This window comes from Cryobacterium suzukii (assembly GCF_004403185.1).
Classification (GTDB): domain Bacteria; phylum Actinomycetota; class Actinomycetes; order Actinomycetales; family Microbacteriaceae; genus Cryobacterium; species Cryobacterium suzukii.
Genome location: NZ_SOHJ01000002.1, coordinates 88,331 through 103,153, shown reverse-complemented (window position 1 = coordinate 103,153; position 14,823 = coordinate 88,331). Strand labels below are relative to the sequence as shown.

The 14,823-nt window shown below is 60.8% G+C and carries 13 protein-coding genes; 8 read left to right on the top strand and 5 right to left on the bottom strand.

The window, feature by feature from the left end; all coding sequences use genetic code 11:
• Position 1: 1 nt before the first annotated feature.
• Complete coding sequence (locus E3T39_RS01200; protein WP_134512950.1) at positions 2-220, bottom strand: three-helix bundle dimerization domain-containing protein; 219 nt, start codon at positions 218-220, stop codon at positions 2-4.
• A gap of 158 nt (positions 221-378) precedes the next feature.
• Complete coding sequence (locus tag E3T39_RS01195) at positions 379-1,053, bottom strand: haloacid dehalogenase type II (protein ID WP_134512949.1); 675 nt, start codon at positions 1,051-1,053, stop codon at positions 379-381.
• 348 nt (positions 1,054-1,401) lie between these two features.
• Between E3T39_RS01195 and E3T39_RS01190 the strand changes: the two genes are divergently transcribed.
• The 8 genes from E3T39_RS01190 (at position 1,402) to E3T39_RS01155 (ending at position 10,926) form a co-directional block, all read left to right on the top strand.
• Positions 1,402-4,116, top strand: a complete 2,715-nt coding sequence (locus tag E3T39_RS01190) for a winged helix-turn-helix domain-containing protein (RefSeq protein ID WP_134512948.1) — start codon at positions 1,402-1,404, stop codon at positions 4,114-4,116.
• Positions 4,117-4,237: 121 nt separating this feature from the next.
• A complete protein-coding gene (locus E3T39_RS01185) occupies positions 4,238-4,927 on the top strand; it encodes a hypothetical protein (protein WP_134512947.1) in 690 nt (229 codons plus the stop codon).
• 43 nt (positions 4,928-4,970) lie between these two features.
• Positions 4,971-5,213 (top strand): hypothetical protein, encoded by a 243-nt coding sequence (locus E3T39_RS01180; RefSeq protein ID WP_134512946.1) that lies wholly within the window; start codon positions 4,971-4,973, stop codon positions 5,211-5,213.
• Between the two features lie 2 nt (positions 5,214-5,215).
• Positions 5,216-5,896 (top strand): DUF2306 domain-containing protein, encoded by a 681-nt coding sequence (locus tag E3T39_RS01175; RefSeq protein WP_134512945.1) that lies wholly within the window; start codon positions 5,216-5,218, stop codon positions 5,894-5,896.
• 133 nt (positions 5,897-6,029) lie between these two features.
• On the top strand, positions 6,030-6,416 hold the full coding sequence (locus tag E3T39_RS01170; RefSeq protein ID WP_174845076.1) for a hypothetical protein: 387 nt from the start codon (positions 6,030-6,032) through the stop codon (positions 6,414-6,416).
• 516 nt (positions 6,417-6,932) lie between these two features.
• Positions 6,933-9,125: an alpha-ketoacid dehydrogenase subunit alpha/beta gene (locus E3T39_RS01165; RefSeq protein ID WP_134512944.1), complete on the top strand. Its 2,193-nt coding sequence runs from the start codon at positions 6,933-6,935 to the stop codon at positions 9,123-9,125.
• Positions 9,125-10,375: a dihydrolipoamide acetyltransferase family protein gene (locus E3T39_RS01160; protein WP_134512943.1), complete on the top strand. Its 1,251-nt coding sequence runs from the start codon at positions 9,125-9,127 to the stop codon at positions 10,373-10,375. Before E3T39_RS01165 ends, E3T39_RS01160 begins: the two co-directional genes overlap by 1 nt.
• Positions 10,376-10,395: 20 nt before the next feature.
• Positions 10,396-10,926, top strand: coding sequence for a VOC family protein (locus tag E3T39_RS01155; protein WP_241979440.1), 531 nt, complete (start codon positions 10,396-10,398; stop codon positions 10,924-10,926).
• 121 nt (positions 10,927-11,047) lie between these two features.
• On the opposite strand, the gene E3T39_RS01150 is transcribed toward E3T39_RS01155, so the two are convergent.
• Genes E3T39_RS01150 through lhgO form a run of 3 tightly spaced genes read right to left on the bottom strand, consistent with a single transcriptional unit; the run spans position 11,048 to position 14,821 of the window.
• Entirely contained in the window at positions 11,048-12,757 is a 1,710-nt protein-coding gene (locus E3T39_RS01150; protein ID WP_134512941.1) for an acetolactate synthase catalytic subunit, read from the bottom strand.
• A gap of 19 nt (positions 12,758-12,776) precedes the next feature.
• On the bottom strand, positions 12,777-13,616 hold the full coding sequence (locus E3T39_RS01145) for an SDR family NAD(P)-dependent oxidoreductase (protein ID WP_166784004.1): 840 nt from the start codon (positions 13,614-13,616) through the stop codon (positions 12,777-12,779).
• Positions 13,617-13,624: 8 nt separating this feature from the next.
• Entirely contained in the window at positions 13,625-14,821 is a 1,197-nt protein-coding gene (gene lhgO, locus E3T39_RS01140; RefSeq protein ID WP_134512939.1) for an L-2-hydroxyglutarate oxidase, read from the bottom strand.
• Positions 14,822-14,823 lie beyond the last annotated feature (2 nt).

Here is a 14,823-nt window from a genome sequence, read left to right as displayed (position 1 = left end):
GCTAGGCCGCGCGCGGAGCTGCCTTCCGCTCCGCGCGCAGCTGCGATCGCGCTGCGTGTTCAACCAGCACCGGGATGAAGTCCCGGATGGGTTTGTCAGAGAGGGAAGCGTGGCACGCCGTCACGACCGCTTTCACCCGATCCGCCGGCAGATCGGCGTATCTGATCTCAAGCCGGCGAACCATATCGTCGACCGCATTCTTTTCCTGCTTTGAGTCCATAACTCATTGTGCCCTGCATGCCGTGTTGTTTATAACCAGATTCGCCACCCTGTATTGCGCGCGATGACGACGTCGAGGGCGACGACCGCTCTCCCGCGAGGTGAGAACCATGGGCGTGAGTTGCGGCGTCGCATTCATAGCCACCGAGCACGGACTTCCTAAGCCTGAAGGCGCTCGGCGAGCTCGCTGAGATTTGGAACGGTGTAATCCGGTGTCGCAAAGTAGCTCGGATAAAGTGCATCGGTTCGGTTCAGCCAGGCGGTGCGCAGGCCAGCCCGGGCTGCCCCGTGGATGTCCCAGGGGTGCACGGCCACCAGGAGCATGTCGGCTGGTCGAACTCCGAGAGCCTCCGCCGCGTATTGGTAGGCGGAACCGACTGGTTTCCATTGCGGGGCATCCTCGACAGTGAGGAGGGCCTCAAAGTCAGTCCGGATCGCCGCCGCGGTCAGCATGGTCTGGGCCAGCTGGGCGGACCCGTTGGAGAGGGTTGCGAGGCGACATCCCGCATCCTTGAGCGCCCGCACCCCGTCTGCAACGTCCGGGTGCACCCTCAATGCCCCGAGGCCGTCTAAGACGTGGTTTATCGCCTCGTCGATAGGTCTGGTCAGGGCAACGTCGCGGAACAGGGCACGCAGGATCTCCGCGCCCACCACGGAGAATCTCACGCTGCCCCCAGACGCGGCGAGGGCGAACCCATCCCGCAGCAAGGATGCGAACCAAATGCGGGCCAGGTAGCCCGGGGCACCGACCTCTACGAAGCGATTCTCCATCGGAGACATGTCAGAGAGGGTTTCATTGACATCAAAAACTATTACCGGCATGGCTGGGTTCATGGTGGACTCCTCAAGTTTGGTCAATGTACCAGCTGCTGTGAACCGACCGGTCGTGCCTCGGTCCAATCACAAAGATGGACGAGCGTTTTGTTCGCGGTTTCCCCTAAAGCAGCACAGACAGGACGGTGAACACTGTGCGGTCCACCATTTCACGGTCCTCCAGTTTGCGCAAAGCGTCTGCCAGGAGCTGTTCCATATTGGCCCTATTCGACCACTTTCTTGTCCGCAGCTGTCTGTCAAAGTCTGGCGTGCGGCCGCTCGCTGTCACGACGACGAGCCTCACGTGGGTGCGGTGTCCAATCCAGCGGTTAGGCCGACAATACGGCCTCACATCCCTAGGATGAGGTCATGGCGATGCCGGTCCTGGCCACCAAGTTCTTCATCCCGCTGCTCCGGACCCGAGCCGTGCCTCGACCGCGCCTCGTTGACCAATTAGCCGAGGGGCTCTATTCCGGTCGAAAGCTGACGCTGGTCTCTGCCCCGGCCGGGTTCGGTAAGTCCACGCTGCTCAGCGAGTGGATCGCCGATGCCCAGCTAGGAGACCCACAGCTGAGGGTCGGCTGGCTGTCGCTGGACGCGAGCGACAACGACCCGGCCCGCTTTTTCTCCTACCTCCTCAGCGCCGTGCAACGGGCTGATCCCGCCATTGGCGCCGACGCGCTCGCCCTTCCGTCCTCCTCATTGGAGCTGACGCTGACGGCTCTGATCAACGACGTCGCGCAATGCTCCGGCGCAATCATTCTGGTTCTCGACGATTTTCAGGTGATCGAAGACACATCGATTCGAGAAGCCCTCGTGTTCCTCCTCGATCACCTGCCGTCCAAGCTGCACCTGGTTATCGCGAGCCGCTCCGATCCGTTGCTCCCGGTAGCCCGCCTCCGCGCCAGCGGAGAACTTACCGAGCTGCGTGCGGCCGACCTGCGTTTCACGCCGAACGAGGCCGCCTCCTTCCTCAACGAGACAATGGCCTTGGGGCTTTCCGCTGAGGATGTCGGCGCGCTCGAAACGCGCACAGAGGGTTGGATAGCCGGGCTCCAGTTGGCCGCCCTGTCGATGCGGGAGCGTGCGGATGTCTCCGGTTTCATTCAGGGATTCACCGGAAGTAACCGCTTCGTGATCGACTATTTAGCCGAAGAGGTAGTGCAGAGCCAGCCCGAACGGGTGCGCGAGTTCCTGCTGAGCACCGCGATCCTGGACAGGCTCAGCGGCCCCCTCTGTGATGCGGTCACCGGACAGACGGACAGCAACGGCATGCTCGATTCACTCGAGCGGGCCAACCTGTTCCTTGTGCCACTCGATGACCGGCGCGAGTGGTACCGGTACCACCACCTCTTTGCGGATGCTTTGCGAGCGCGATTGTTGCGGGATGGGCCGGTTCGCCTGGCCGACCTCCACACGCGCGCTAGCGCGTGGCACGAGCAGAACGATCTAGCGGAGGACGCAGTCACGCATGCGTTGGCGGCAGGTGATTTCGAACGGGCCGCCCGGATCATTGAGGGAGTCGTTCCGGCAGTTCGCAAGAGTCGACAAGACGCCACTCTGCTGCGCTGGCTGACGCTATTGCCGGAGCGCGTGATCGCTCGCCGGCCCATTCTGGGCGTCTATCGAGCGTGGTCCGCACTCGTGGCCGGTGACGTGGATGCTGTCGAACCCCGGCTTCACGCTGCCGAGAAGTCCCTTGGTGCCCGGAATGATGATGGAAGCCCTGCGCACGAGTCCGTCGAGGGCGACGAACTGCGGATGCTTCCCGTGACGATCGCCGTCTATCGGGCGGCCGTTGCGCAAGCACGGGGCGATGTGATCGGAACACGGGAACACGCTCAACGAGCGTTCGACCTCACCCAGCCTGACGATCATCTCGGACGCGCTTCGGCGGCCGGTTTCCTCGGGCTGGCATCATGGGCAACCGGCGACCTCGAGGCGGGGGTGCGGGCGTTCGGCGAGGTTAGAACGAGTCTGCGTCTGGCCGGGAACACCGCTGACTTGCTGGGCACCACGATCGTGGTGGCCGACATGCTCATCCCGCAGGGCAAGTTGCGGGAAGCTCAACGGTTGTACGAACGGGCCCTGCAGCTGGCTGCCGAGCAGGGTGAGCCACCTCCGCAGTCAACGGCCGACCTGCACGTGGGGATCAGCGAACTGCTCCGGGAACACAACGACCTTTCGGCCGCCACCGATCATCTGGCGGGCAGCGAAGCGCTGGGCGACGATGCCTCCACGCACGAAAATCGGTACCGGTGGTTCGTGGCGATGGCGCGGATCAGAGAGGCCGAGGGACAGCTGGACGCCGCCGTTGACCTGCTCGATTCGGCGGAACGTCTGTATCGGCGGGGGTTCTTCCCAGAGGTGCGCCCGATCGCCGCGATGAGAGCTCGCGTTTGGATCACACAGGGCAGGCTGGCTGAGGCTAGGGCCTGGGCTTCGGAGCGAGGTTTGTCGACAGCGGATGAGCCGAGCTATCTTCGCGAGTTCGAACACATCACGCTCGCGAGGCTCGTGATCGCGCGGCACCCGGTCGACCGGGACCAGGGCACCATCCAGGAGGCAACGGGGCTGTTGGACCGGCTGCTCGCGGTGGCGGAGGCAGCAGAGCGCACGGGTACCGTCAACGAAATTCTCATCCTGCAGGCCCTCGCCCACTCAGCCCAGGGCCACGCGGCCCAGTCACTCCGCGCCCTGGACAGAGTTCTCGTCCAGGCCGAGCCGGAGGGGTATGTGCGACTTTTCCTGGATGAAGGGGCGCCCATGGCCGTGCTGCTCCGTGCTGCCACCAACAAGGGACTCGCGCCGGCCTACGTTCGTCTCCTCGATCGAACCTTCAGACAGGCCGGGAATACGACCGTGCCCCGGACCGCGACGGCCCAGCCACTCGCGGCTCTGAGTGAGCGAGAACTGCACGTGGTCAGGCTGATGGCGACCGAGCTGACCGGCCCGCAAATCGCCCGCGAGCTGTACGTCTCCGTGAACACCCTGCGCACACACATCAAGCACATCTTCGGAAAGCTTGAAGTAAACAGCCGCCCGGCGGCCGTGCGCCGCGCCGAAGCCCTGGGCTTGATCTAAGACCTTAAATCACCACATGCATCACCGTGCGGGGTGATGCCGGGTCACCACCCGTCTTCGTAAATTCAGTGGTGTACCCAGGTAACCGCCCGGGGCAACTCCAGAATCGAGGAGAACACTCATGAGTATCACGACCTCCGCACTGACCCGCGGGACCGCCATCGCCGCCGCCTTCTCCGGGCTGATCTTCATCGGCATCCAGTTCATCCACCCCGCTGACGAAATCGCCTCCCTCGCCACGCAAATGTGGGTGACCGTGCACATCCTCAGCTTCGGCATGGCCGTCCTCGGCCTGATCGGCCTCACCGGCCTCTACCTCCACCAGTGCAAACAGGTCGGAGTGCTCGGTCTGATCGGCTACGTCATGTTTGCGTTCTTCTTCGTTCTGCAGTCGGCTTTCAACTTCGCCGAAGCGTTCATCGCCCCGTTGATCGCCAAGGACGCTCCGCAACTCGCCGGAGACTTCGTCGGACTGTTCGGCCGACACCCCGCGGTGACCGACCTCGGCCCGCTCGCCGCACTGCCGGCTGTAGGAGGCGCGCTGTACGTCATCGGCGCCCTGGTGTTCGGCATCGCCATTCTTCGCGCCCGCATCCTGTCGCGCGGGGCCGGCATCCTGCTGATCGTCGCGGCGGCGCTGACACCCGTCGCCGGCCTGCTTCCGCACACTATCGAACGGATGGCCGCCATCCCTATGGGCCTGGCCTTGATCTGGCTCGGATACTCGCTGTGGTCGGTTCAGCGCAAGAACACAGCACAGGCCCGACTCAGCCAGCAGGCCGCCCGCCTGCATCAGACGCCCACGATCTGACGAAACCAGTGCAGGATTTCGCCACCCGAAAAGGAGCAGTGCTATGAGCGACGCACCCACGCCTCCGCACGAGCACACCGCCGACCAGTATGAAATTCGGCTCCAGGGGCAGCTCGACGAAACCTGGGGCGAGTGGTTCGAAGGCTTCACGCTGATCAACGAGAACGACGGAACCACCACCCTGACCGGCCCAGTCATGGATCAGTCTGCCCTGCACGGGCTGATGCGGCGGGTCGCCAACCTGGGCGTGACATTGATCTCGGTCAACGTTGCACGGAGACAGTAACCATGACGAAAAGCACCGCGACTGTCGCGTCAGCCCGCGGCACGCAAACGAAGCGTCCTCAACGGCAGTGGCTCGCACCAGCCGGACTGATCCTCCTCAGCCTCATCCCTGTGCTGGCGGGAGCCGCGCGACTCACCGAGTTAACTGGCGGAGCCGTCGCCACCCCGCAGAACGCCCGGTTCCTCGACTCCCCCGTGCCCGTGGTGACACACATCGTCAGCGTGACCGTGTACAGCCTGCTCGGCGCTGTCCAATTCGTTCCCGCACTTCGCCGACGCGCCAGCGGCTGGCATCGCATCATTGGACGCATCCTCATCCCCGCCGGTTTGCTCGCAGCCCTCTCGGGGTTGTGGATGGCGGCCTTTTACCCGCACCCGCCTGGCGACGGCACGCTCCTGATGGTCCTTCGACTGGTCTTCGGTTCCGCGATGGTGGCGAGCATCGCCCTGGGCATTCGCGAGATCGTACGGCGAGACTTCATCCGGCACAGCGCGTGGATGACGCGGGCCTACGCGATAGCGGTGGCCGCCGGCACCCAAGCCCTGCTACTCATCCCCGCTTCGGTCATTTTCGACTCGACCAACGAACTCTCCCGCGCAATATTCATGGGTGCCGCCTGGGTCATCAACCTGTTGATCGCGGAGCATGTCATCCGTCGGCGAGCGCGGCCGGCCGGACGATGATTATGCAATTCACCCCCAACCAACCTCGTGGGAAGACAACCATGCCAAATGCAACATTGCCTGCCACGAACACGGAACTCACCCACAGCCGAAGCCGTGCTCACTTTGTGCCGGACACCAGGATGGACTCACAATGCCGTTGAATCAGCTTCTCGCGATACTTGCCTGCGCAGTTCTGGCCGGCCTGACCATTTTCCAAGCCGCGCTCATTGCCGGAGCGCCTCTGGGAAAGCTGGCCTGGGGCGGACAGCATCGCGTCCTTCCCGCCAAGCTGAGAACCGGGAGCGCCATTTCCATAGCCATATACGCACTCTTCGCCTATGCGGCTCTGGCCAAGGCGAGCCTCGTCCCGCCGATGATCAACGGACCTCTCACAGCGATCGCCATGTGGGTGATAACGGCATACCTACTGCTCGGCGTCGTCATGAACGGGATCTCCCCCAGCAAACCAGAACGCCTCATCATGACCCCGACCACGCTGGCTCTCGCAGTGATCTACCTAGTCCTTGCGATCCGATGACGGTCGGCGCGGTCACGACATTCCTGTGAGGCCATTCGCCGACCAACCCTGCTCGACCGTCCGGGTCGACGAGGACGGCCGCCTCCAGCGCCGCACAACGGGCAGCATTCCACGTCGGTGGCCGTGCCCGGTTGAGACCCGGGCACCGACGACAGCTTTGCGGATGTCGACGCCGCCGAGTTCATCGCGCCCGATCGATCGACGTGGACGGCTCGGGTGGAGTTTATCTCCACACCGGCGAGGCCATGACGAGGGACAGTCCTGGCAACCGCGCCAAGTAGACCAGAGTGCTCCCCGAAAAGCCCGAGCCACTCTTCGCGGTACATGGCATTGGAAGTCAAAGTCGGCTATTCAACGTGAATGTATCCAAATATGTCAGTGAAGACGGATGTTGACGGTAATCTCTTCCGATTTGCCTTGCATTGGATCCATTCGGTCCGTAATGTTGAACTCGGCGTCAATCGCTCCAACCGTTCCTAGGCGCGCTTGAAGTCCACTGTCAAAGGAGAAAGTGGAATGGCACAAGAGAAGCAGCTGCAGCCAGGGTCGACTTGGGTCGAGCTCAGATCGACGAGTGACGACTGGAAAGGCGCTGATCCAAACTTTCTCCTCACGATGCTCGGGCAGCTACACCTCATTCGCGCCTTCGAGGAGACGGTGCTTGAGCTTGCCGGTGAGGGACTCGTGCATGGCCCTGCACACTCGAGCATCGGCCAGGAAGGAGGCGCCGTCGGATCGATAGCCGGCCTGCGATCAACCGATGCCGTGAACGGATCGCACCGAGGACATCACCAATTCTTGGCGAAGGCCATCACTCACGTATCGCCGCAGGGCCTGAACCCTCAGTCGCTCGTGACCGGTGACATTCAAGTCGTTCTACAGCGCACCCTCGCCGAGATTCTCGGTTTGGCACAAGGCTATTGCCGGGGGCGCGGTGGTTCGATGCACCTGCAGTGGTTCGAGGCCGGAGCGCTCGGAACGAATGCAATTGTTGGCGGCGGGGTGCCGCTTGGCGCCGGAAATGCCTGGGCCCAAAAGGCTTCCAAGACTGATGATCTGACAGTGAGCTATTTTGGGGACGGCGCTGTGAACATCGGATCGGTGCTAGAGACACTCAATCTGGCATCTGCTTGGAAGCTCCCCCTGTGCTTCTTTATCGAGAACAATTTGTACGCGGTGTCAACGTCGGTTACCGAAGTGACGGCCGAGCCGCGACTCTCAGCGCGTGCGCTCGGATTCAATATCCCTGCCTGGCGGGTGGACGGAATGGACCCGCTCGCGGTTCACCTCGCCATGAAGAAGGCCGAAGAGCACATGCGTTCGGGCGCCGGTCCTGTCGTCATCGAGGCCGAGGTATATCGGTTCTTCCACCAAAACGGCGCATACCCGGGGAGTGCCTTCGGCTATCGCAGTAAGACGGAGGAAGCGGAGTGGCGCGCTCGTGATCCGCTGGTTCGTACTGCCGCCGAACTGACAAAACTCGGGCTCATCGACGAGGCGGGGACAACATCCATCCGCGCGCAGGCCCAGAGCGCGATGAGTGCAGCTGTAGCAATGTTGGTCGAAGGTGATCCCACGGGCAAGCCCGGCACTCGGCGCATTCGCACTGATCTGTGGCCAGATGCGGGGTTCAGGGACGTCGGTGTCCGCGGGGACCTTTCGGAGCTCCACGGCGCACAAACCCAGGAGGAATGGGACTACACCGGACCAACCACCCAGGGCAAGTTCATTGACGCGGTGGCAGCGGTCATGGATCGCCGAATGAGTGTCGATGACCGAATCGTCGTGCTCGGGGAGGACGTACACCGACTCAAAGGCGGAACGAACGGCGCGACAAAGGGACTGTCCGAAAAGTTTCCCGAGCGCGTACTGGGCACGCCGATCAGCGAAAACGCCTTCGCCGGTTTGAGCGGTGGCATCGCTTTGGACGGAAGATTCCGCCCCGTCTTCGAGTTCATGTATCCGGATTTCCTCTGGGTGGCTGCTGATCAGGTCTTCAACCAGATCGGCAAAGCCCGGCATATGTTCGGAGGGGATAACCCCGTGCCCGTCGTGCTTCGCACCAAAGTGGCGATGGGATCCGGATACGGGTCGCAGCATTTGATGGACCCTGCTGGAATTTTCGCAACAAGTCCAGGGTGGAGGATCGTAGCGCCCTCGACGCCGCACGACTATATCGGGCTTATGAACGCGGCACTCGCGATCGATGACCCCGTGATCGTCATTGAGCATGTCGACCTTTATGCACAGTCGGGCTCCTACCCGACCGACAACCTCGATTACCAGACCCCGTTCGGAAAAGCCGCGATCCGCCGAGTGGGCAACGATGTCACGGTCATTAGCTACCTCTCCATGGTGCACAGCGCACTCGAGGCCATAGAGCAAACCGGCATCGACGCCGAGCTGATCGACTTACGCTGGCTCGATCGTGCCAGCATCGATTGGGAGACCATCGGTGCAAGCGTGCGCAAGACCAACAGCGTGTTGATCGTTGAGCAAGGTGCGATGGGCACTTCCTACGGCGGGTGGCTCTCTGACGAGATCCACCGACGATTTTTCGACTGGCTTGATCGGCCAGTTGCCAGGGTCACCGGCGGCGAAGCGTCACCAAGTATTTCCAAGATTCTCGAACATGCTGCTATTGCCCAGACTGAGGACGTGGTCGCAGCTCTCTTCTCTGCGCAAAAAGACTTCGGCGGTCGCAGCTGATGGCACAAGTAATCCGAATGCCTGAAGTATTTGCCGGTTCCAGCGAAGCAGCGCTCTCCAGCTGGCTAGTGCAGGCAGGTGATCACATCGAAGTCGGAACCCCTCTCGCTGAAATCGAAACGGATAAGGCGAATGTCGAGTACGCCGCCGAAACGGCTGGAATCATCGGCACAACTCTCGTGGTACCGGGCGACTCAGTGAGTGTCGGTGCCCCAATCCTGGTGCTTCTTCAGATTGGCGAGGCCCACTCCGAGATTCAACCATTTCTCGACGCGCTCAGCAATGACCGGCCAACGCCCGTCTCCGCCACGGACGAGAAAGCAGACTCCATCGAGCTGGGCCATCAAGTGGAAGTGATGACCACATCTGATCAACGGCTCTTCGCGAGCCCAATCGCGCGCCGAATCGCCCGGGATGCCGCAATCGATCTGAATCGGTTACGCGGAACGGGACCTGCAGGACGAATAACTCGAAGGGACGTCGAAGCAAGTATGGCCGCGAGGCCAATGCACACGGCTTCCGTTGTCGCGCAGTCGACGGAGCCAGGCCAGCCCGCCACCGGCCGTCAGGTCAGCTACGAAGAGATCCCTCACTCTGGAATGCGACGGGCTATCGCTCGTCGACTCACTGAGAGCAAGTCGACCGTTCCACACTTTTATCTGACCGCCGAATGTCGCGTGGATGAGTTGTTTGCCGTCCGTGCTCGCATCAATGAGACTTCAACGACCCGCATTTCCGTCAACGACCTGATCGTAAAGGCTGTTGCTGGTGCATTCGTTGAGGTGCCTGAAGCGAATGTGACCTGGACAGATTCAGCGATGTTGCGTCACCGCGCCGTTGATATCTCCATCGCGGTAGCAACACAGGAGGGCCTATACACTCCCGTGGTGCGAGCAGTCGAAACTCTCACGATCTCGGCGCTCAGTCAGCAAATTTCCGAGCTCGCGACCCGGGCCACAGAACGTCGATTACGGCAGCATGAGTTGGAGGGCGGGAGCTTCTGTGTGACGAACTTGGGGATGTACGGAACGTTGGAGTTCTCAGCGATTCTTAACCCACCTCAGTCGGGAATTCTCGCGGTCGGCGCCGCGAACCAACAACCTGTCGTCGCCGATGGAGCTTTGAGTATCGCCAAGGTAATGCGCTTCACGCTCTCCGTTGACCATCGCGCCATTGACGGAGCGATGGCCGCAACATGGCTCGCTGCATTTACTCAGCGGATCGAAAATCCGCTCTCCCTGCTCGTCTAACTCTTGAAAGGAGAATCGTCGTGAATCGAGGGATTCCCGGTCTACGCGGCACTGAACACATTGGCTTTACCGTTCCTGATCTTCTTCAGGCCCACGATTTTTTTGTCGACGTCATTGGCTGCGACTTCATCTACTCGCTAGGCCCAATGCAACACGACGACGACTGGATGACAGAGCATCTCAACGTCGATCGCCGAAGTGTCGTCAAAGAGCTGCGATTTTATCGTTGCAAGTTCGGCCCGAACTTCGAGGTATTCGAGTACTCCGCTGATCCACCGCAACAGCCCCAACCTCACAACAATGACATTGGTGGTCATCACATCGCCTTCTATGTCGACGACATTGACGCCGCAGTGGCGTACCTGCAGAATCGCGGAATTCGGATCTTGGGCCAGCCCGTTGCGAGTCAGCGAAGTGCAGAAGGGCAGCGCTGGGTGTATTTTCTGAGCCCGTGGGGCATGCAGTTCGAACTCGTCAGCTACCCCACCGGTAAGGCCTACGAACTTGTCGACACCAAACGCCTCTGGCATCCTGCTCAGCCAGACCTGTAGAGCAACGACTTCACTCTCCGGAGCGAAACGCCGCCGAATCTTTCGCCACTAAGCATGCGTCAAGGGCCATACCGTTCTGCCAAAGGCAGAGCCGCATGGCCCTTGACGTTCAGGACTTCAGTCAGGCCGTGGCCACGGGCGGGTGTTCATCCCACGCTGCGATTGGCGGATAGGCGTCGGGGTCGGTCATGACCTCGATGAGAAAGAACTCCCGCATCGCGAACGCCTGAGTCAAAGCCAGCTCCAGTTCAGCCACGGTCGAAACGCGGCGCGCCTGCGCGCCCACAGCGAGGGCAATGGCGGTGTGGTCGACCGGAGAAATCTCAATCGCACTCGTCGACATCGCAAATGCGCTGAGTTCGGCGTGCTTTTGAAAGCCGAAGATGGAATTGTTGAGCACAATTGAGATAACTGGATGATTGTTCCTGACTGCGGATTCCATTTCGGCCCAGACGTGGCCAAAGCCGCCATCGCCGCTCACGCACACCACCCGTTTGTCACTCTGCGCTGTCTGCGCGCCCATCGCCATCGGCAAGCCCCAGCCAAGGCCGGCTAGTCCACGAGGGGAGATAAAGCGCTGACCGACTGATTTGGCGGTTAGGAAGTTAGTCATCCAAATACTCGAATAGCTGGCGTCAGCCACTGCAATGTCGCCGGCACTCATGTGCTGGTCCACCACGGCCATCACGTGCTGGGGGGTCAATAGTGCCGATGCGCTATCCGACCTGAGTCGGCTCGAGCGTTCTTTCGCGGCCTCTTTCGCCAGCCGGATTTGGCTGACAGCGGCCCGTCGTGATTGCTCCCGCATGGTCAGGTCGCGAGCTGCCAGCTCATCGATCAGGTCCTCGATACCCAGAAGAGCGTCGCCGACAAGCCGAATGGACTGATAATTGCGCCCGACCTCGATGCCATCGACGTCGAGGTGAATGTAAGTTGCATTCGAAGGAAAGAGAGTCCAGGCGTCGGTTCCGTTTTCGTTGGTACGAGTTCCGATGAACAGCACTACGTCGGCCTCTGTGACGAGGGAGCGCGCCAGATAGTTGGGTGCCTGCTTGCCGAAAGCATTTCCCACGACGCCGATCGAGAGCTCATGAAGTTCGCTTACCGAGCCTTTACCCATATTCGTCGTGGCCACGGGGATGCCGCTGAGTTCTTGCAGCCGTGTCAGCGCACCGGATGCACCAGACAAGTGCACGCCGCCGCCAGCCACAATGAGCGGATGTTTGGCTTGCGTCAAAGCGTTCGCGGCTAAGACGACGCCCGAGTGCGCTGGCCGTGTTCTATCCAGAGGGAACCTGCCGAGAGATGCGGTTCGAGGCGTCGTGTCGTGTTGTGCAACCTCCATCAGGAGGACGTCGCGCGGAACCAGCAGCACGACCGGGCCTGGACGTCCCGTTGTTGCTATCGTGACGGCGAGGTCGATGTACTCGTTGATTCTGGTTGGATCATCCAGCTGCTTGATCCACTTCGTACATGCTGAGAAGAGACCTACGTGGTCGAATTCTTGAAATGCATTTCGATCACGTTGGGCAACCGGAACTTCTTGCACAATCGCGATGACAGGAGAAGATGCCTTCATCGCTTCCGCGAGCGGCGCCACTAGCAAGGTTGCAGCTGGGCCATTTTGAGCGCCCACGAGGGCAATCCTTTGCGAGACACGAGCGTACGCATCTGCCATCGCACCGCCGGCATTTTCTGTCCGATAGGCGATCTGACGCATTCCGGCTTTCTCGGCGGCCAGAAAGAACGCCGTCGGCAGGGATTGTCCGAAAATGTCGGTAACACCGTGTCGTTGGAAACTTTCAACCATTAGTTGGGCAACATTCATCATTGAATTCCTCGTTCTCTATTTATTGACGTGACGTAGCGAAATTGAGGGATCCCCCGTCAACTTTCAGGGTTTGACTCGTGATATATCGAGACCCCTCCCCCGCAAGAAATTCAATCGCTGACGCGCAATCTTCGGGTGTTCCGATCCGGCCCAGTGCAATCCGGTTCTCGACACTCTTTTCACCGACTTCAGCGAAAACCTTGGACAAGCGCCCAGTGGCGATATAGCCAGGTGCTACGACATTGACTCGGATTCCGCGTGGGCCCAGTTCATTCGCGAGAAAGCGTGAGTAGTGGGCGACGGCCGCTTTAGCGCTCCCGTACGCCGAGTACATGGCCTCAGTTGCGGCTTCTCCCGCTTGGGAGCCTATATTGATGATGCTGGCTCCCGAACCCATGATTGGAATCGCGAGCTGACATGCTATTACCGTCGAAACCAGATTGCGTTCAAAATTGTCACGGAGATCTCGGATCGGGAGGGTACTCGGTCGAGTGTCGAGACCCTGAGAATAGCTACCACCACCGACGTTATTGACGAGAACGTCCAAGCCGCCCCACGCCGTCTGGATTGAGTCGACCACGCCCTTCATGGCTTCCTCGTCTGTTGCATCCACTTCGTAGCCCAACGCTTGAACTCCGATGTCGTGCAGTTCGCTCACAACAGTGTCACCCCGCATCAGAGCGGCTTCCGCTTCGTACTCACGGAATGAGTGCAAGCTAAGGTCGGTCACCGCAACGTCCGCTCCGGCACGGGCGAGATGCAGGGCGTAGCTGCGACCAAGCCCCCGGCCGGCGCCGGTAATCAGCACGCGCTTTCCCTCCAGCGTGCCACGGACGAGCTGTCGAAGGTCGGGGTTCACTTGTGACGTCATGGCTTCACAGCCATATACGTTTCGAGCACATAGTCGGCAATAGCCATTGCCGACGTGGCCGCCGGTGACGGCGCATTGCGCAGAAGAGTGACCGGCCCCACCTGGTCGACTGCGAAGTCATCAAGCAGGCCACCATCACGGCCCCACGCTTGCGCGCGCACGCCCGCTGCGGTCTTTGCCACGAGGTCGCTCATCCGCAGCTCTGGGACAAACCGTCTGGCCTCCCGAAAATACAGCGGCTTGAAGAGAGAGGCGGAGATCTCTTTGGCACCCATTCGCCAGTGTTGTTTGGCCAGTGCCGGCGCCCCGGGCCAAGTGAGAGATCCCCACGAGTCCTTCAGAGAGATGCTCGACCATTTGTAGCCTTCGCGTGCCAATGCCGGTACCGCGTTCGGACCAACGTGCACGTCGTCGTAAACACCCCGTGTGAAATGAACACCAAGAAATGGAAACCGCGGATCCGGCACAGGGTAGATCATGCCGTTAACGAGGTGTTGACGGGAACTATCGAGCCCCCAATACTCGCCCCGGAACGGCAGGATTCTTGGGCTGGGAGAGGCTCCGATCATCGCAGCGACAACATCGGATTGTAGCCCGGCGCACACAATGAGCCGGTCGAATCGATGTTCCTGAGAACTCGTAACGACGGTGATCTTGCCAATTTCCTGTGTGATGCGGAGGACTTCTTGCCCGAGCAAAATCTCGCCACCATTCTTGCGAACATCATCGGCCAGAGCCTCTGTGATGGACGCGTAGTCAACAACCGCCGTGTGTGGCGAATGCACTGCCGCCACCCCGGCAACATGTGGTTCAACTTCTCGCATCTCGGCCGCCGACATCCGGCGAAGGCCCGGCACACCGTTCAGACGCGAGCGATCTTCGATTTGGTCCAGCCGGACAATTTCTTCCGCGTTCACGGCAACAACCGTTTTACCAACTTCACGATACGGCAGGTTCTTGTCGATACAAAAGTCCCTCGTCATCTCGCGGCCAGCGGAGCAGAGGCGCGCTTTCAGCGACCCGGGTGCGTAGTACAACCCCGCATGCACGACCCCCGAGTTGTGACCTGTTTGGTGCATGGCAACGCGATGTTCCTTCTCGATCACAGTGACTCGGATCGATCGCGAGGCGAGCGCTCGCGCGACGGCAATCCCGACGATTCCTCCGCCGATAACACCAATGTGTTCAGCCACGA